Raw genomic sequence first — 17,834 nt, 5'->3', positions numbered from 1 at the left:
CGGCACTAGGTAAACAGCACCCGCTCGACATCCTGCTCAAGCCGTTTGCGGGCCATCTCGCAGTACTCCGCCGACTGATCTACACCCAGATAATGCCGGCCTAACTTGCGCGCTACCACGCCGACGGTTCCGCTGCCCATAAAGGGATCGAGCGCGACGCCTTCTGCGGGGCAAGTCGCCAGCAAGCAAGTCTCGACCAGCTTCTCGGGGAAGACGGCGAAATGGGCTTCGCGGAATTTCGAGAGCGAGATCGACCAGACCGTGCGCTTGTTGCGTCCTTGCGGATGGAACGCCTGATCCCAGCGAGCGTCATGTAGGTTTGAGGAGCCCCCGTTCTTACCCGCTTCCGGCGTGCCGCCGCGCTGATGAAAATGGCGACGGCCTCCCTTCATGCGGCTGTTCTCGCTAAAGGTGACATGCGGCTCGCGGATCGCGTCGGCGTCGTAATAGTAGTCTTTGCTCTTGCTAAAGAAGAAGACGTACTCGTGATCGGTGGTCGGTCGCGTCTTGACACTCGACGGCATCGCGTTCGGCTTTTGCCAGATCACGTCGCTGCGTAAGATCCAGCCGGCGTCCTTCATGGCGAGCGCAAAGCGCCACGGCATGCCGAGCAGTTCGCCGCTGACATACTTGTCACCCAGCACGACCCAGATCGAACCGGTCGGCTTGAGCGTGCGGCGTACTTGGGCGAACAGCGCCACCAGACGGTCGATATACTCGGCCGGAGTTTTCTCCAAGCCGATTTGATCTTCCCCTTGATAGTCACGCTGCTGAAAGTAAGGGGGACTCGTGACGACGACATCAATGAACTCGTCCGGCCAGTCGGCCAGCACCACCGTCGCGTCGCCGCTATGGATCGTGTCCAGCGGCGGCGGAGAGAGTTTCCCTCGTTTCGGCGAGTCCTTTCGCGGCATGCGGCTCACATTTTGTCGACGGTCGAGATTCCTAGCAAAGCGAGACCCTGTTGTATCACTCGGGCCGTTAAATCGCAAAGGAGCAGCCGGCTTTGCTTTTGCTCAGCGGTCTCGGCCTTCAGCACCGGGCATTGCTCAAAGAAGGTCGAATAGGCTTTCGCCAGCTCTTCAAACAGGTAGATCGTCAACTGATTCGGGCGATAGTCGGCGACCATCTCTTGCAGCGCTTCGGGCAACCGCAACACCTTGGTCGCCAGCGCTCGCTCGGCCGGCGAGGTGATGCAAATCTTGGCGCCGCTGGATCGCAGCGCCGCGATGTCGATTTCCCCATTGCGGAAGATGCTCTGCGAGCGGGCGTACGCGTACTGCATGTAGGTCGCCGTATTGCCGCGCAGCGCGAGCATCGTGTCGTAGCTAAAGACGTAATCGGTCTCGCGGTTTTGCGACAGGTCGCCATATTTCAAACCGCCGATGCCGACGTCTTGCGCCACGTCTTTGTATTGCTCGTCGCTCAGCAGTCCGTCTTTGTCGTTCGAGCGGACGATCTTCTCTGCCCGCGACACGGCCTCGTCCAGCAAACCCTCTAGCCCTACCGTATCGCCAGAGCGGGTCTTGTACGGTTTGCCATCTTCGCCCATCACGGTGCCAAAGCTAACGTGCTTTAGCTCAACATCGGTATAGCCCCACTTCTTCGCCGCGGCGAACAGCTTTTCAAAGTGGTCCCCTTGGCGGAAGTCGACCACGTAGAGGATCGCGTCAGGCCGCCATTCGTTCATCCGATATTGGATCGTCGCCAGGTCGGTGGTCGCGTAGAGAAACGCGCCATCCTTTTTGCGAATGATCATCGGCGCTTTAAAGCCTTCCAGGAAAACGCAGAGCGCACCTTCCGACTCTTTGGCGAACCCTTGTTCGATAAAGCTGTCGACGACCGGAGCGAGCTGATCATGATAAAAGCTTTCGCCCAACTCATGATCGAACTTCACGTTTAGCCGCTCATAAATCCGCTGGATGTCTTCGCGACACTTCGGCAGAAATTCGTGCCAGAGAGCGAGATTCTCTTCGTCGCCGGCATGCAGCTTGGCGGTCTCGTTTAAGACGGCGCTGCTGATGTCGGCATGTTCGGCGGCGAGCTTGGCGAACTCTGGATCGGCGGCCAGCTCGGCCAGTTTCGCCTGGTCCTTGGTCAGCTCTTTGCTCGCTTCATTCGCTTGACGCTCCAGCTTCTGCAGCTCTTTGGCCGCTTTCTTGTCGGCCCCTTTGTCGCCGGTCGACGGCGCTGCTTTGCGTTCTTCCAGTTCGGCCGACATCTCCGAGAGCTTCGCTTTGCGCGCCGGCAACGCTTTTTGACCGTCGACAAAATCGATGATCTTCCGCACTTCGCGATAGAGCCGCGAGAGTTCGGCGACCGGACTCTCGGCGTAGGCGTCGTTGTCGCGGAAATGCTTGAAGCCGTAGATGATCATGCCGAACTGCGTTCCCCAGTCTCCCAGGTGATTGTCGGTGATCACTTCATGCCCCAAAAACCGCAGCGTGTTGGCCAGCGAGTCGCCGATCACCGTCGAGCGGATGTGTCCGACGTGCATCGGTTTGGCGACGTTGGGGGACGAGAAGTCGAGGATGTACTTCTTCGGCTCGGCGACCAACGGCACGCCGATTCGCTCGTCGGTGACTGCGGCGGCCAGCTGCGCTTCGATCCACGCATCCTTCAGCTTGATATTGATAAAGCCGGGCCCAGCGATCTCCAGCGGTTCGCACATGTCCGACAGATCGATCTTCTCGACGATCTCGGCGGCGATCTCACGCGACTCGCGGCCCAATTTTTTCTTCAGCGGCATGGCGCAGTTGGCCTGGTAGTCGCCAAATTTGGTGTCCGAGGCCGGCCGAATCATCTCGAGCAGCGGCGCCGTTTCGTCGACCATCGTGGACAAAACAGCGTCAAATCGGCCCCGCAGGGCTTGCAGAATGTTCATGCGGCGTAAGGAGTTAGGGCCAAAAAACGGGAGCGCAAACAGCCATTTTCAAAGGATTGCTTCCTTTTTACAAGGGAGGAATAGAACACGGAGGCCACGGAAGACGAGACCGCCCCTGGGCGCTGATCGGCTGAGCGGCAAAACTCAACAGGTTCGTACTCCTTGTATTTTGTGACACGCCGCCGATGTATTTGTTCGATTTGACGCTCCCCACGCCTGCCGAAAACCTGGCCCTCGACGAGGCGCTGCTCGAAGCGACCGAGGCCGGCGAGCTTTCGGGCGACGTCCTGCGCCTGTGGGAGCCGCAATCGCCGTTGGCCGTGATTGGCCGCGCTTCGAGGATCGCCGACGAGGTCAACTTGACGGTCTGTCAGCAGCGCGGCGTGCCGGTCTTCCGCCGCACCAGCGGAGGCGCGGCGATCGTCGCCGGGCCCGGCTGTTTGATGTACGCGATCACGCTGGACCTGGCCAATCGCGAAGACCTGCGGGCCATCGATCTTTGTCACCGCTATGTGATGGAAAAGATGTTGGCCGCGCTGGCGCCGCATGTTGCAGGAGTCACCTTTCAGGGAACCTGCGATCTGACCTGGAACAACCAAAAGTTCAGCGGCAACAGCCTGCGGGTCAAACGTGATCATGTGCTCTATCACGGCACGCTGCTGTATGATTTTCCGCTGGAAATGATCGCCGATTGCTTGAACCATCCGCCGCGTACGCCCGACTATCGGCAGCAGCGCGATCACACGCAATTTGTCACCAACCTGCCGATTACCCGCGACCAACTGCGCAACTCGCTGATCGAAACCTGGGCAGCGGACAAGCCGCTGCCCGAGTGGCCGGAAAAACGGACCGCCGATCTAGCCGCCGAAAAATACGGAACCGACGAGTGGAACGCGATGCGGTAGCTCTGGGGTGGTTGGACTGGACCGGACTCCTTTGTTTTTTTCGGAACGCTTGGCGGTTCGATCGCGCGAGGGTTGGACCGGACCGCGTTGAATTTTTTCTGTCAAATTGCCTAGATTGCCTGCGAGTTAAATTGGGTAGGCTAGTGGACGTCAAGCCGCGGCCTAACCTACGGCTTTATTAGTTGGACCGGACCGGACCGAAAAAAATTTGCAATCCGTTGTTCACGCGGTTGAGTCGACGCACTTTAGCGGTCTGCGCGTACCTCTTCCATCTGAAATCGACCATGATCCCGTGCGCTTTGTCAATCAACAACGATCGAGGCTGTGCGAACCAATAGGATGCTAAGCATTGCCCCGTCCCTGTTCCATTCCGCCTCCCCCGCTTTCCGCATTCCGCTTCCAAAAATCTTTCGCCGCCACCGAAAGATCTCCACCCCTCGCGTGTCTTACCATAGAAGGGCAATCGCCTGCCCCTGGTTTTCTAGTCACGCACGAAGCGACCTAAACCTTTGCCTCCTCATCCCGATACGCGCGAAACGCTGATCCGCCGGTTGCCCCAGGCGGACGATGTGGAAGCATGGGACGCATTTGTCGAGATTTATGAGCCGCTCCTGTTTCGGTTGGCTCGCAGCAAAGGCTTTCAACAGGCCGACGCCGAGGATTTTGTCCAGGAAGTACTGACGGCGGTCGCCAAAGCAGTTGGGCGCTGGGTCGAAACCGAAGATCGCGGAACCTTCCGGGCCTGGCTGTTTCGGATCGCGCAAAATCTGGCGATCAACTTTATGACGCGTCCCAAACATCAGCGCCTCGGATCAGGCGATAGCCAGATCGCCGGCCTCTTGGCTCAGCATCCCGATCCTCACGGCGAATCGACGCAACTATTTTCGCTTGAATATCGCCGCGAACTATTTCGCTGGGCCGCCGAACAGGTTCGACTGAAAGTCAGCGAGCGGCAGTGGCGACTCTTTTGGATGACCAGCATCGATAATCAGCCGATCGCCCAAGTCGCCGCCGAGTTCGGCCTGAGCGTCGGCAGCGTCTACATCGCGCGGAGCCGGATCACCAAGCGAATCCGCGAAACCATTCAAACCCTTGAGGAGCAAGCTCGATGACGATCGGCTCTTCCCACTTGCCGGAGGAACGGTGCGCTGACCAGCGTCTCTATCTACTGTTGGACGGGGACGAAGCGTCGCCCGAGTTTCAACAGGCCGCCGCTCATGTCGAAAGCTGCGCCGCGTGCCGAGATCGCCTGACCGAACTCTCCGGTGATCATGACCATTGGCAAACGCAGCGCGAACTGCTGACGCCGATCGCCGATGATCAGCCCGACACGGGACAGTTCTATCGCTATCGCTCGACCGAAACCATCTTCGCCCAGCGGCGCAGCATCGATGAGACGATGGTCAAGCAGATGCTCACCGCGCCGTCGCATCCCGAGATGCTGGGTCGACTCGGCCGCTACGAGGTCGAGCGAATCATCGGCGTCGGCGGCATGGGGATCGTGCTAAAAGGTTTTGATACCGAGCTGAACCGTCCTGTCGCGATCAAACTGCTCGCGCCTCATTTATCGCGGATCGGCGCCGCGCGGCAACGTTTTGCCCGCGAAGCCCGAGCCGCCGCCGCCGTGGTGCATGAGCATGTCGTCTCGATCCACAACGTCGAGTCGAATCACGCGAATCCCTTTTTGGTGATGCAATACATCCCCGGCGAGTCGCTACAGGCTCGCGTCGATCGCGGCGGACCATTAAGCGTCTCCGAAATCTTACGGATCGGCGTGCAGTCGGCATCGGGCCTGGCCGCCGCACATGCGCAAGGCTTGGTTCATCGCGACGTGAAACCAGCCAACATCTTGCTCGAGAACGACGTCGACCGCGCCTATCTAACCGACTTTGGCCTAGCCCGCGCATCGGACGACGCCAGCTTGACCTACACCGGCATCGTGTCAGGCACGCCGCACTACATGTCGCCAGAACAAGCCGACGGGCGAGCGCTCGATCAACGGTCCGATCTGTTCAGCCTCGGCTCGGTCCTCTACTTCATGGCGACCGGCCACCCGCCGTTTCGGGCCGAACGCCCGATGGCGGTGCTCAAACGAACGTGTCACGACCCGCATCGCCCCGCGTGGGAGTCGAACGCCGAGATCCCGGATGAGCTGTCGGACATCATCGACCGCCTGCTGGAGAAGCAGCCAGAGCGCCGCTTTGCGACGGCGCTGGAACTGCAAAAGAAACTAGAACGCGTACTGTCGGACTTGCAGCAAGGAAAGCTGCGACTATCACGCCGCGGCAAGTCGAACCGCACATGGTGGATCGCCGCGATCGGCTTGTGCGAAACGGCGCTGCTGGCCGGGGTGGGTTATGTCTGGATGACTTCCGCGCCAAAGCAGGAACCGCCAACGCCGATCGCAATGCCGCCGGCGAGTACCCAAAGCGTCGAATCAATCCAAGCCCGACTGCAATCGCTGGAAGGCCCGCAGCAAGCGGACCTAGACCGATTGCAGTACGAATTGATCACATTGGAAGTGACCCCTTTCCCAGAAGCTGACTTGAAGGAACCGACGAATGCTCAAGAGTAAGTTGACTGCTTGTGTGGGGATGGTGCTGTTAGTTTCATTCGCATCTGTTGGTGTGGTGCGCTATGTCTCTGGCGATGAGAATCCGAGTGATTCGCCGATCTCGAAAGAGGTAAGCGCAGAGCCTGCGACGCCGAATGCGGTGGACAGAAGGCCTATCGTGCAAGTGCCGCTGGACGCCAATGAATATCTCCTGGCTTGGCTGCGCGAAAACGTAGGAAACTCCCAAATCACGATTGAGGCTACGGGGACGAACGAAGACTACGCGTTCCATGTTCCTTTTACGCTGCGTGCCGCAAAAGCGGAATCGCCGCAGAATCGAATCCACCTTGTCGAGCTAGAACTCAACCCCGGCCCGGATAATCTCGTTGAAACAGCTAAATCGGATCAGGCGATCATCGACTCGTTGCGCGGCGAAGGATATCATTTCGCGCTCAACGGTCTGTTCCCGAAACGAAAAGCGACCGATTCGTCGATAGCTGCAGCAGAAGGCGCAACCATCCAAGTTCCGCTCGAAGCGAACTCGTATCCCGATGAATGGCTTTTGCATAACAAAGGGAATCGAGCGATCACGCTGTACGCCGAAGGATCCGGCATCACCAAAGAATCGGTCGGCGTCTATTCGCCGGGCCGCTACTTTGCGATTCGCAAGATGATCTCGGAATCGCCGGCCGGGGGGATCAATTTGGTGACGTTGGAAGTTCTGCCTGGTCCGGGACCCGGCTATTCCAATCAACCGGCGAAGTTCGATGCGACGAAGCTGCAGGAAAAAATCGACGAGCTGCGCGGCAAGAAGTTTCGCTTCCTCTTGCAGGGCTTGGTCCCGCTAGGCGAACCACTGCCGGCTGTCGCGACGATGGCTGATTCCGTTCAAGCTTATCCGCGCCCTACGCCGTATCCTCGTAACGTCGCCACACCGCCGCAAACAACTGGCGGTCTCGGCATGGCGTCGGATCCGCCGCTTGTGGATGTGCCTAGGGAGCCAAATCGTACTCAGAATATCTACTTCGCTCCAAGAACAATACCAGCGACGGCGAGTCCCAATTTTTCGATTCCTAATCCCGCAGGACAATCAGTGAGGTGGGCGCCCGAAACGCCAAGTGCCGGTACTCGACCGACCAGCGGCAGCTATTCGACTCCGGCCACTGGCGCAGCGCCTGCCCTAACCACAAACGCGATGCCGGCAGGGCCAACTTGGTCGGTGGGCGCGCGGCCTTACCCAGCGCCATATGCCAATGGGCTACCGCCGACCGCACACGTACCGTCGCCGTGGCAACCCGTACCCACGGCGCCCGGGCAGTCGCCGACGTACCAACCGATGCCGCCGATCTCTATCCAAGCCTTCTCTGCAACCTTCAATCCCCTCACCGAACAAAAGAAGTTGAAGGCGATCGCGAAGCTTAAGCAGGCCAAGACCGACGAGGAGAAAGCGACGGCGCGGGAAGAACTGAAGCGTGTGTTGACGGAGATCTTCAGCGCTGACATGAAGCAGCGCGACAAGCAAGCGAAAGAGATTGAATCGCGGATCAAGAAGTTGCGCGATCAGTATGAAGCGCGTGAGAACGCGCAGGACGAGATCATTGACTTGCAACTGCAACTGCTGGAGAAGCAGGCCGCGGGGTTGGAGTTTCCGGCGCGCTAGAACCTAGCCGCCTTTCGTTTCGGCTTCTTCCCCGAAATCAGCCGCACGGCGTTAGCCGCGGTTTTTTGACTCTAACTTTTCCGTCGGCAAAGTGTTCCTGTCAGAAACCGCGGCTAACGCCCAATGCCGCTTACTTTGACGAAATCCTAGCCGCGATTTGGTTTGGGTACGAGATTTGCGCCAAGTTGAGAGATTTGATTTCTCTGTCACAATGGCGGCAAGTCATGATTGCACCTCCCAGCCTGCCTGATTCGCCCGAAGAGCAGTTTGTCGCCGCCAGAACTTTGCTCAGTGAGATTCTGCGCGTTCCGCAAATCGAGGCGATCGTTGATTTTGATGATCGACCTAACACCAAGATGGTCTACACCCAGGCCGTCACCATTTGGCTGTTGATTTTGCAACGACTTCGCGGCGGCGCATCGCTGCAAACGGTCGTCTCGGAAGCGGTCGAGCATCAAGCCGATCTATTTCCTGACAATAAGCGGGTCCATGAAGGCACGTTGGGGGAGAACACCTCCTCGTTTAGCGCCGCACGCAAACGCCTGCCGCTGGATGCGATCGAAAGGTTCTCGCGATGCGTTTGCGATCATCTCGGACGGACCGTCGAGCCTGTTTTCGATGATCGACGCGTGTTCATCATCGACGGGACCACGATCACGCTACCGCCAACGCCTGTTCTGAAGAAGGCGTTTCCGCCGGCGACCAACCAGCTTGGCGAAACGGTTTGGCCAGTCGCGATGCTGATGGTGGCCGCCGAGATGCAAACCGGCTGCATCTTAGTTCCCAAGATCGATCCCATGTACGGCCCGAACAATTCCAGCGAGGCCAAGCAAGCACGCGAGATTGTCGGCGACCTGCCCAGTCGCAGTATCGTTTTAGCGGACAGCTGTTTCGGGATCTTCAGCGTGGCCCATCACACGCGAGCCGCCGGGCACGATTTTCTGTTTCGTCTGTCGATGCTACGGTTAAAAGCGCATCGCAAGAAAGCCGAGCTCATCGATCAAGGCGAAGGCTATAAGAGCTGCCGCTTGACCTGGCGTCCCTCGGCCAAGGAACGCAACACCAATCCCGACTTGCCAGCGGACGCTTCCTTGGATGTATTTCTGCACGAAGTCGAACTGGAAGACGGGGCGACGTTGGCGCTGGTGACGTCAATGAGCTTCGACGCGTTGTGCTTGGCGGAGCTTTACCGTCGGCGTTACGACATTGAATTCGATATTCGCGATTTAAAGGTGACAATGGATACGGAGAACCTGCGCGCCAAAAGCGTCGAGATGGTAATGAAAGAGTTGATGGGTTCCGTAATTGCGTACAACTTGGTGTCGCAACTTCGTCGCGGCGCCGCGAAGCTGGCCCGAGTCGAGCCGCGACGACTGAGCTTCACCGGAGTCTGGGTGAGCTTTCAAGTCCAACTGCTGGGCAGGTCATGCGAAACATTCGAACAGTGGAGCAAGGCATTTACGAAAGCCTTGGTCAGCGCGTCGAAGCGAAGACTCCCCAATCGCAAGTCGCCGCGCAGCTACCCTCGCGTCGCCCATCCTCGCCGCGCAAAGACGACGAAGTTTCAAAAGTCACTCCGCAAAAAAACAAAATCACCTGACCCGCCACCCCCTGAATAGCCACAAAGTAAGCGGCATTGGGCTAACGCCGTGCGGTTGATGTGGGCCGCGCCATGTCTCACCTCATTTCGCCCGAAAAAACGCGAGGCCTCAGTCCCCCTTCTTTCTGTCGTTGGAAAATCAAAATGGGTCAGCTAGCAGGAAAGCGCTCTCCGCGTCTTCAGCGACATTAACGGTGAGATTTTTCGCGCTGACCCCCATTGGGGCCAATATTCTGGATAAATTGCGCGTTTTAACTCATTGCGCTGTTGCGGGTTACGTCAATGGCCCAGCTTGGGTGCTGACTCTCACTAGGCCCGTTGATACAATTGCCCGAACTGGAAATATCCCGTAGTAACGTAGGCTTTTAATTCCCTCGGCCCGATTGGGCTGGCCCTCACTTCTTTACGAGCGTCCTCGCCTACGCACCGGTTTCGTCATTTACGGCGAATGAAGATTACAAACATCATCCTGACGCACTAGCTTCTAACTCTATGTCACGTCGTGATCACCTTGCTCAGCTTCGTGAAGCTGCGCCTGTTATTTTGCCATCGCTGCTGTTGTGCGACTTCGCCAACTTAGAGCGTGAGGTGGAGCGTTTGCTAGCTGCCGGCGTGAAAGCACTGCATCTGGATGTGATGGACGGCATATTTGTCCCAAACATCAGCTACGGGATGCCGATTGTCGCCGCGTTCCGAAAATTGACCGATCTGCCGCTCGACGTCCATTTGATGATCGAGAAGCCGCAGGACTACATCCGACAATTCCATGAAGCGGGCGCCGACGTGATGACGATTCACGCGGAAGCTGTCGATGACGTCGCTAGCATCTTGCGTGAGATCAAATCGCTAGGCGCTGGAGCCGGAGTGGCGATTAACCCCGACACTCCGCTTGAGACGATTGTGGACGCGCTTCCCGAGGCGGACCTCGCTTTGATGATGAGCGTCAACGCCGGTTTTGGCGGACAGAAGTTCAACCCAGTCGCCCTCGACAAAATTCGAGAAGTACGCCGGTTAGCGCCGGACCTACTGATTGAGATCGACGGCGGCGTGAATTTGGATACTATTGGGCGCTGCACGGAAGCGGGCGCAGACTTGTTAGTAGTCGGGTCGGCCATTTTCGGCAAACCAGACTACGTCACGGCTGTCCGCGAGCTGAACTCGGCCGCGGCCGCCGCCTCCTGAACTGCATAGGTGTAGCTTTTTTATGTTGCGCGTAGCGCTCATTCGCCCCGGCTGTACCGATTACGACTTACAAGGCCGTATTCGCGGCGTATTAAACGTTCCGCTGAGCGACCGTGGGGTCGAACAGGTCCAACATGCGGCGCACGAGATGGCCGATCTATCGATCGACGTCGTCTACTGCGGTCCATGTCAGCCTGCACAGCAAGCGGCGGAAATTATCGCCAAGATCCACATGGCCAAAGTCAAGCGAATCGATAAGTTTCGCAACTTGGACGCGGGTCTCTGGCAAGGCAAACTGATCACTGAGGTCAAACAAAACCAACCCAAGGTTTACCGTCAGTGGCAAGAGAACCCCGACAGCATTTGCCCGCCTGAGGGGGAGATGCTAGCGGACGCACGGACCCGCGTACGGAGTGCTCTCGAGAAGATTTGCAAGAAGTACCAAAACTCCACCAAGGTCGCAGCCATCGTGACGCCGGAGCCGATCGCCTCGGTGATTCGCTGCGAACTGCTGCATCATGTGATCGGCGACCTGTGGAAAGCCGAAGAAGGTAACTGCGGTGGTTGGGAACTGATCGAGATCGCCCCGCAGCCTGCTCTTCGTTAGATTAAGATAGAACGAACCGCCAATGACGGCGGCTCAAAGCCAGAAGGAAATCGCATGTCGTCGACTACGCCTGAGTTCGCTGCCGCAGCGGCCGCCGCTGAAGGGGTCAAACGGGCCAAACGCGGAGTGCCGGAAGGACTGTGGCAACGCTGTCCCGGTTGCCAGGCGGTGATCTTCCGCAAACAAGCGGAAGAACTGCTCTCGGTATGTCCCGAATGCGAACATCACTGGTACGTCTCGGCCACCGATCGCATCGAGCAAGTTCTCGACAGCGGCACCTTCGAAGAGTGGGACGGCGAGCTAATGCCGACCGACCCGCTGCAATTCGCCGATAAAAAAGCGTACGCCGAACGTCTGGTCGCCGAGCAAAAGCGGACCGGACTTCGTGACGCCGCGCTGACCGGCTGCGGCATGATTCGCGCTCGTCGCGTCGCCATCGGCGTGACTGACTCAGCATTCATCATGGGGAGCATGGGCTCGGTCGTCGGCGAACGCTTGGCGCGCTTGATCGAACGGGCCGCCGACCAAAACCTGCCGCTGATCGTGATCAGCGGCTCCGGCGGTGGGGCCCGCATGCACGAAGGGATTCTTTCCCTGATGCAGATGGCCAAAGTGACCGCCGCGTTGGCCCGCTATCACGAAATGGGCGGCTTGTTCATCTCTGTCCTGACCAATCCGACCATGGGCGGCGTCGCCGCGAGCTTTGCGTCGCTGGGCGATTTGATCTTCGCCGAACCCAAAGCGCTGATCGGCTTCGCCGGCCCGCGCACCATCAAAGCGACGATCCGGATCGAACTGCCCGACGGTTTCCAGACCAGCGAGTTTTTGCTGGAACATGGTTTTGTCGATCGCATCGTCCCGCGGTCGCGGCTAAAGAGCGAAATCGCCCGCGCGATTGACTACTGCGGCAAGTAGCTCGCTGCATTTGATTTCGTAGGGTGCGTCTAGACGCACGGAATTGGAAAACGATTCGATCTCGGTGCCTCCAGACGCACCCTACGGTTTTCTCATGCACCAGATCGCCACGCGACCGTTGACCGAGCATGAGCGCTCGATCGTACAGGTTCATGCTCAAACCAACTTCGCCGCGTTTGGCTTTCTGACTGTGCTGCTGTTGGTCGTTCCGGTGGTGATTCTGCTGCAACTGGTCGGGCTCGCCGCCAACTCTCTTTCGATCGTGCAGCTTGAGGCGCTGCGTCTGCTGGCGGTCGCAGTTCCGCTGATCGTTTATCTGGCGATCATCCAGTCTTATTGGAAACGAGATCGCCGCCGCAGTCAGCGCGCTCAGCAAGACCTGACCGACAATGTGGTCCAAGAGATTGCCGTTACGCCGTCGCGCGTTTGCGAGGTGACCAACAAAAGCGATCACCCGGCGCTGGCGTTTGCGATCGGCGACGAGAAGTTGTTGCTCCTCTCCGGCGAATGGCTCTACTACGCCAACACCTATCAAGCGGAAGCGGAAAGCGGCGAAGTCGATCCCGATCGCTTCAACGGGCTCTCCGGCGCGAGCGGCTTTCCCAACACGCAGTTCACCGTCACGCGACTGCCGCACTCTGGTTATGTCTTGGCGATCCGCGTCAGCGGCGAGTATCTTGATCCCAGTGCGGAGATCGCCGCGGCGTACAACGACGATCTGTTTCGGCACTCCGAAATCTTGGCTGGCTCGCTCGAAGACTTGGCGGCGATCTTGTCCCGCGAGAGGAAGCCAAGGAAATAGCGATTAGTCGTTGATCGATCGTTCCGTGTCGAGCGTCCGGTTTGTCGACGATGATCTTGCCGCTGGGCTTCCGCTTTCGCTGCCGACGCGCCAATATCGACGTTGTGTTAGCGAAGTACAGGATGGTCGCTGAGAGGATGTGCGGAAGTTTTTGCCCTGGCATTTGGTAGAGAACAACGAGCGCGATGTTTGAAATCACCACTCGCCCGCTGAACGAGTCGGAGCGAGAAAAATTGCAACGGAAGTCGCAGGTTCGCCGCTCTCTATTTCTCGTCGTCATGGCGATCCTGACCTTGCTCGGCGGTGGTTTTCTGTCGGCGCTGTGGTACGGGATTGGTCAGCGAATTGGGCCAGGTTGGGCGCTAATCGGTTTGGGGGCCGGATGGATTCAGGCCTGCTTGCTGGCGACGCTTGCGTCGCGGGCTTATTTTGCCGAACGATCTGCCCGCATCGCAAGCTTTCTGGGCGATCTTCAGCATGGTCAGGTCGAAGAGATCCAGGTGATGGAAGCCGACGTCGTCGAGATCGGCATGACCGGATTCGACGAGCCGGCGCTGTTGTTTGCGATCGACGAAGGTCAACTACTGCTGCTTCAAGGACTTTGGCTGTTTGGGGGCAACACGTACGGCGTTGATCTAGATTGGTCGCTGCAAGGCGGCGCCGCAGAAGTATTCAACGGATTGCCGGCGCCGAATTCGTTTCCGAGTTCGGTATTCGTGGTGACGCGATATCCGTTATCGGGCGATGTGATCAGCATCCGCGTGGAAGGCGAGTACCGCACTCCCAGAATTGAGAATGTGAAATACGCCGAAAAACATTGCACCGCGCTGCGCGATTGCGAAATTCTCTCCGGCACGCTCGAAACGCTCGAACAATCGCTAACTGCCGCTTATGATGGCGCCAGAAAAGCGGAATAGCATGCTGCAGATCCCACGTCGCGCCGCGACCGAAAAGGAACGGACTGAAGTGACCAACCGCTCTCCATCGGCTAGCGACTCTGACTGGTGTTCGTTTTCTCGGAAGGGCGCAACCTCAAGAGTAGCGCAGCAGGGCTACGAAGAAATACATCGCCGCGTTTTACCCGAACACTTCCGGGTTCCGTACGTTCTCCGGCGTGCGGCCTTCCAGCAGATCGACTACCTGCTTGGTCGCGCGGCCGCGGAGGTTTTCTAGCGACTCGACCGAGACGAACGCGGCGTGCGGCGTGACGATCACGCGGGGGTCGTTCATCGGCGGCTTGGTCAGGTCGCACGGTTCCGGATCTTGCACGTCGAGCGCAGCGCCGGCCAGTTGGTTCGCTTCCAGGGCGGCGGCGAGCGCCTCTTCGTCGACCAGCGCCCCGCGAGCGGTGTTGATCAGATAGGCGGTCGACTTCATCTTCTGAAATTCCTCGGCGCCAAACATGTGCCGCGTTTCGGCGGTCGCCGGGATCAGCAGTGAGATATAATCCGACTCGCTCAGAATGCGCTCGAGATCGACCGTCTCGACGCCGGGCATCGTTTTGCCGCTGCGACTGGTCGCGATCACTTTCAGACCGAGCGCTAGCGCTCGCTCGGCTAACAGCACGCCGATTTGCCCCAGCCCGACGATGCCGAGCGTTTGTCCGCTGACGCGCCGCATCAGTGGTCCGGCTTGCAGATCGTACGTGCCGCTTTGCGTTTCGTGGTGGTACATCGCAATCTTCCGGGCACACGCCAACAACAGGGCGAGCGTATGTTCGGCGACTTCAATCACGCAGTAGTCCGGTATGTTGGTGACCGGGATCTTCTGCTGCGTGCAGTAGGCGACGTCGATGTTGTCGAGCCCGATCCCCAAGCGGGCGACGATCTTCAAATTGGGGGAAGCGGCGATCACTTTGGCGGTGACGTTGGCCCAGTTGGTCAAGATCGCGTCGACCTGATGTTCGGCGGCGAGCGTCGCCAGCGCGTTTTCATCGGTATGCGTCGCGACGATTAGCTCGACGCCGGCTTTGTCGAGCGTCTTGTGCTCGATCTCAAGATCTTGCCAGGCGAAGTCAGTCAGCAGCGCTTTGAATTTTGGCATCGGTTGGTCGTCACAAAGGAGGCGGCGGAGATTGCGCCCTCCATTCTAACGAATCCTCGCGGCCGATCCTACGCGGGCGACGCTTACTTCAGCGCTTGAATGTAACGCAAGAAGCGTGCTTCCAGCATGTTCCAATCGCTGCCGAAGACCGCTTCAAAATCGGCGATTCGCTGCGCGGCCGGATAGGCGGACGCGGCGGGTCGCGCGGCGATGGTCGTCAGATATTGGGCGAAGCGGCGCGGGTCGGTCTCGACCAGATAAAAGCAGAGCGCCCAAGACTCGCTGTAGGCGATGTCAGGACGCTGGGCGAAGACGCGGTCAGATTGGATCAACCCTTTTAGGGATCCTGGGGAACGTGATTTTGCGGCGTAATCTTGAAACCAGTCGAGTCGCCCGCGATTGATCCGGTCGCTGGCGCGGCGATATGCCGACGCGTTCCAAACGCCGGGCGCTTCAAACATGGTGGCCAGCCCTTCGACGATCCACTTGGGCTGCTCGGCGGTGCGGCTATGGATGCCGGCGTTGAACGCCGTTTGGTGCGTCGCCTCATGAACCATGGTCGCCGCGTTTTCTTCCCAGAAGTTATCATCGGTGCGGCCAGCCGAAACGTCGTACATCAACACGCGATTGGTGCGCGAAGAATAATAGCCAACCATCCCGGGCGAAACGCGTACGCCCAACTTGGCCGAATGTTTGGCGTATTCGGCGAAAGTTGGAAAGACGACCGCGACCAAAGGAAACTGGGCCGGAGCGACGCGAAAGCCGCGGCTGGTGAAATATCCCTGGAACGAGCGGTGAAGCTGTTCAAAGCGGTTGGCCCACTGGTCTCGCTGGCCGGGGGGATGCACCACCAGATAGTGGCCAGTACCGGTGACTTCAAATTGATTGCCGAACTCGCGGAGCAGCTCGCCGCGGACCTGAGATTGGCTCCAAGGAGTGAAGCCGTCAGCGACTTTGGCGAAGTTTTTGGCCTCACTAGGGGCGAATTCCCAGATTTGGCCATCCACGCCCAGCACCAGGACCTTCTCGGGCGAGTTGAATACAGAGGTCCCCACCACCTCCTGGCCGTCCAGATCGAGCCGGAGGGTCCATGCCTGGGCTTGGGCAGAATTTGCCGCTGCACCGCTAGCAATTGGCGCCAAAAGCATCAACAGCCACTTATGGGGGAGAAGTTTTTTCATGAATTCTGTCTCGTTGGTCTCGAAGAATCACTTTACAACTGTAGAATGCAAATTACCCCCTCGAACGGAGTCTTGGGAAACTGCTGGAGAATCGACTCGCCCCCCGCTACAATGCGAGGCAGTCCTCTCCTCTGCGTCGCCTTCTCTTCCCCCTCCATTTCCGGACTTAACTTAGTGCGCAGTATTCTGTTAGCGCTCGCAATTTTGGTTAGCTGCGCACCCTTTGCGCACGCTCAGGACGCTTCGTCGGCAGATCAATCGCATGCGAACCTTGCGAAGCAGGTCGCCTATCTCATCCGCCAATTGGATGCCGGTAGTTTGGCCGAACGCGACGACGCCGAAGCGGCGCTGACCGAGTTGGGGCCGGCAGTTCTTGACCATTTGCCCGAGATTACCGAGCGCACCCCGGCCGAAGTGAAAGCGCGACTCGAACGGATTGCGTCCGTCCTGCAAAAGCAGCAAGCCGACAGCATTACGCAGCCAAAGTTGGTGACGCTTGATTTTAAGGAGACGCCGCTGAGCGAAGTCTTGGCCGCGATCGAACAGCAGTCGGGCAATCGCATCGTCGACTTTCGTCCCAATTTTGGCCAACAAACAATCGATCCAAAGATCTCGATCCAGTGCGAGAACCTTCTCTTTTGGCAAGCGATTGATCGTGTCTTCGCTGACGCCGATCTCGCCGCCTATGCCTATGCCGGCGAGAAAAATTCGTTGGCTTTCGTCAATCGTGACGCTCCCGGCTTGCCGCTGAACCTGGCCAGCTATACCGGGGTCTTCCGTGTCGAGCCGACTCGGATCGAGATGCACCGCAATCTGATTCCGCCGATCTCGGATGGGATGCGGATCAATTTGCAGGTGACCTGGGAGCCGCACGTTTCGCCGATCTTGATCAAGTTTCCCTTTGACGCACTGACCGCGGCTGACGATCAAATGAGCGACCTGAAACTCGCCGATGGTCCCGTTTCGTACGATGTCGCCGTCGACAGCGGTCAGACCTCGGTCGACTTTGTCATTCCGCTCAAATTGGCGCCGCGCGGATCGCAGTCGATTGAAAAGTTGCAAGGCAAGTTCGTCGCGCTGGTTCCTGGACGCGTCGAAACGTTTCGGTTTGATCGCTTGGCCAATGCTCGGGGACTGCGACAGGAAAAAGGGGGCGTCCAAGTCGCCTTAGAGCAGTTCCGGAAAAACCGCGACCTGTATGACGCACGCATCGTCGTCCGTTTCCCCGGCGGTTCCGAGGCTCTGCAGTCTCATTTGGGCTGGGTCGATTCCAACGAAGTTTATCTAGAGGCCGCCGACGGCGAGCGCCTGGATCATGCCGGGATCGAGCGATTTCAAGAAGACTCCGACGCGATCGGCATCGCTTACAAATTTATCCTTGAAGAACGTGAACCGGGCGATTTTTCGCTGGTTTACAAAACGCCTGGTTCGATCGTGTCATTGCCGGTCGATTTCCAGCTAGACGACATTCCGCTTCCCTAGCACGCTGCGTAAACCGACA

The 17,834-nt window shown here is 58.4% G+C and carries 15 protein-coding genes; 11 read left to right on the top strand and 4 right to left on the bottom strand.

Going from position 1 to position 17,834, the window contains the following annotated elements; all coding sequences use genetic code 11:
* Positions 1-5: 5 nt before the first annotated feature.
* Positions 6-914, bottom strand: a complete 909-nt coding sequence (locus DSM3645_RS00740; protein WP_002650049.1) for a DNA-methyltransferase — start codon at positions 912-914, stop codon at positions 6-8.
* Between the two features lie 5 nt (positions 915-919).
* Positions 920-2,884 carry an arginine--tRNA ligase gene (gene argS, locus DSM3645_RS00735; protein WP_002650048.1) on the bottom strand — a complete coding sequence of 655 codons (1,965 nt, stop codon included), beginning with the start codon at positions 2,882-2,884 and terminating at the stop codon, positions 920-922.
* A 185-nt stretch (positions 2,885-3,069) separates the two neighbouring features.
* Between argS and DSM3645_RS00730 the strand changes: the two genes are divergently transcribed.
* From DSM3645_RS00730 to DSM3645_RS00685, 10 genes are all read left to right on the top strand, one after another.
* Positions 3,070-3,789 (top strand): lipoate--protein ligase family protein, encoded by a 720-nt coding sequence (locus tag DSM3645_RS00730; RefSeq protein WP_002650047.1) that lies wholly within the window; start codon positions 3,070-3,072, stop codon positions 3,787-3,789.
* Between the two features lie 509 nt (positions 3,790-4,298).
* On the top strand, positions 4,299-4,901 hold the full coding sequence (locus DSM3645_RS00725) for an RNA polymerase sigma factor (RefSeq protein WP_002650046.1): 603 nt from the start codon (positions 4,299-4,301) through the stop codon (positions 4,899-4,901).
* Entirely contained in the window at positions 4,898-6,364 is a 1,467-nt protein-coding gene (locus DSM3645_RS00720; RefSeq protein ID WP_002650045.1) for a serine/threonine-protein kinase, read from the top strand. Before DSM3645_RS00725 ends, DSM3645_RS00720 begins: the two co-directional genes overlap by 4 nt.
* Positions 6,351-8,003: a hypothetical protein gene (locus DSM3645_RS00715; RefSeq protein WP_131282070.1), complete on the top strand. Its 1,653-nt coding sequence runs from the start codon at positions 6,351-6,353 to the stop codon at positions 8,001-8,003. The genes DSM3645_RS00720 and DSM3645_RS00715 overlap by 14 nt, the downstream gene beginning before the upstream one ends.
* Positions 8,004-8,227: 224 nt before the next feature.
* Positions 8,228-9,622 (top strand): IS4 family transposase, encoded by a 1,395-nt coding sequence (locus DSM3645_RS00710; protein ID WP_002650043.1) that lies wholly within the window; start codon positions 8,228-8,230, stop codon positions 9,620-9,622.
* Positions 9,623-10,095: 473 nt separating this feature from the next.
* Positions 10,096-10,785, top strand: a complete 690-nt coding sequence (rpe, locus tag DSM3645_RS00705; protein ID WP_050769271.1) for a ribulose-phosphate 3-epimerase — start codon at positions 10,096-10,098, stop codon at positions 10,783-10,785.
* A 22-nt stretch (positions 10,786-10,807) separates the two neighbouring features.
* Positions 10,808-11,392, top strand: a complete 585-nt coding sequence (locus tag DSM3645_RS00700) for a histidine phosphatase family protein (protein WP_002650041.1) — start codon at positions 10,808-10,810, stop codon at positions 11,390-11,392.
* A gap of 54 nt (positions 11,393-11,446) precedes the next feature.
* Positions 11,447-12,307, top strand: coding sequence for an acetyl-CoA carboxylase, carboxyltransferase subunit beta (accD, locus tag DSM3645_RS00695; RefSeq protein WP_002650040.1), 861 nt, complete (start codon positions 11,447-11,449; stop codon positions 12,305-12,307).
* A 64-nt stretch (positions 12,308-12,371) separates the two neighbouring features.
* On the top strand, positions 12,372-13,109 hold the full coding sequence (locus tag DSM3645_RS00690; protein ID WP_131282067.1) for a hypothetical protein: 738 nt from the start codon (positions 12,372-12,374) through the stop codon (positions 13,107-13,109).
* A gap of 185 nt (positions 13,110-13,294) precedes the next feature.
* On the top strand, positions 13,295-14,026 hold the full coding sequence (locus tag DSM3645_RS00685; RefSeq protein WP_002650038.1) for a hypothetical protein: 732 nt from the start codon (positions 13,295-13,297) through the stop codon (positions 14,024-14,026).
* A 160-nt stretch (positions 14,027-14,186) separates the two neighbouring features.
* On the opposite strand, the gene DSM3645_RS00680 is transcribed toward DSM3645_RS00685, so the two are convergent.
* A complete protein-coding gene (locus tag DSM3645_RS00680) occupies positions 14,187-15,152 on the bottom strand; it encodes a C-terminal binding protein (RefSeq protein ID WP_002650037.1) in 966 nt (321 codons plus the stop codon).
* A gap of 83 nt (positions 15,153-15,235) precedes the next feature.
* Positions 15,236-16,333 carry a DUF1570 domain-containing protein gene (locus DSM3645_RS00675; RefSeq protein ID WP_002650036.1) on the bottom strand — a complete coding sequence of 366 codons (1,098 nt, stop codon included), beginning with the start codon at positions 16,331-16,333 and terminating at the stop codon, positions 15,236-15,238.
* Between the two features lie 174 nt (positions 16,334-16,507).
* Between DSM3645_RS00675 and DSM3645_RS00670 the strand changes: the two genes are divergently transcribed.
* Positions 16,508-17,815 (top strand): hypothetical protein, encoded by a 1,308-nt coding sequence (locus DSM3645_RS00670; RefSeq protein WP_002650034.1) that lies wholly within the window; start codon positions 16,508-16,510, stop codon positions 17,813-17,815.
* Positions 17,816-17,834: the final 19 nt, after the last annotated feature.

The organism is Blastopirellula marina DSM 3645 (assembly GCF_000153105.1).
Taxonomy (GTDB): domain Bacteria; phylum Planctomycetota; class Planctomycetia; order Pirellulales; family Pirellulaceae; genus Blastopirellula; species Blastopirellula marina.
This window is presented reverse-complemented; position numbering and strand designations above follow the sequence as displayed.

Excerpts from the sequence above, each read along its gene's own strand:
- DSM3645_RS00720 (WP_002650045.1), top strand. The coding sequence starts at position 4,898 with ATGACGATCGGCTCTTCCCACTTGCCGGAGGAACGGTGCGCTGACCAG.
- argS (WP_002650048.1), bottom strand. The coding sequence starts at position 2,884 with ATGAACATTCTGCAAGCCCTGCGGGGCCGATTTGACGCTGTTTTGTCC.
- DSM3645_RS00685 (WP_002650038.1), top strand. The coding sequence starts at position 13,295 with ATGTTTGAAATCACCACTCGCCCGCTGAACGAGTCGGAGCGAGAAAAA.
- DSM3645_RS00680 (WP_002650037.1), bottom strand. The coding sequence starts at position 15,152 with ATGCCAAAATTCAAAGCGCTGCTGACTGACTTCGCCTGGCAAGATCTT.
- DSM3645_RS00740 (WP_002650049.1), bottom strand. The coding sequence starts at position 914 with ATGCCGCGAAAGGACTCGCCGAAACGAGGGAAACTCTCTCCGCCGCCG.
- DSM3645_RS00700 (WP_002650041.1), top strand. The coding sequence starts at position 10,808 with ATGTTGCGCGTAGCGCTCATTCGCCCCGGCTGTACCGATTACGACTTA.
- DSM3645_RS00730 (WP_002650047.1), top strand. The coding sequence starts at position 3,070 with ATGTATTTGTTCGATTTGACGCTCCCCACGCCTGCCGAAAACCTGGCC.
- accD (WP_002650040.1), top strand. The coding sequence starts at position 11,447 with ATGTCGTCGACTACGCCTGAGTTCGCTGCCGCAGCGGCCGCCGCTGAA.
- DSM3645_RS00710 (WP_002650043.1), top strand. The coding sequence starts at position 8,228 with ATGATTGCACCTCCCAGCCTGCCTGATTCGCCCGAAGAGCAGTTTGTC.
- rpe (WP_050769271.1), top strand. The coding sequence starts at position 10,096 with ATGTCACGTCGTGATCACCTTGCTCAGCTTCGTGAAGCTGCGCCTGTT.
- DSM3645_RS00715 (WP_131282070.1), top strand. The coding sequence starts at position 6,351 with ATGCTCAAGAGTAAGTTGACTGCTTGTGTGGGGATGGTGCTGTTAGTT.
- DSM3645_RS00675 (WP_002650036.1), bottom strand. The coding sequence starts at position 16,333 with ATGAAAAAACTTCTCCCCCATAAGTGGCTGTTGATGCTTTTGGCGCCA.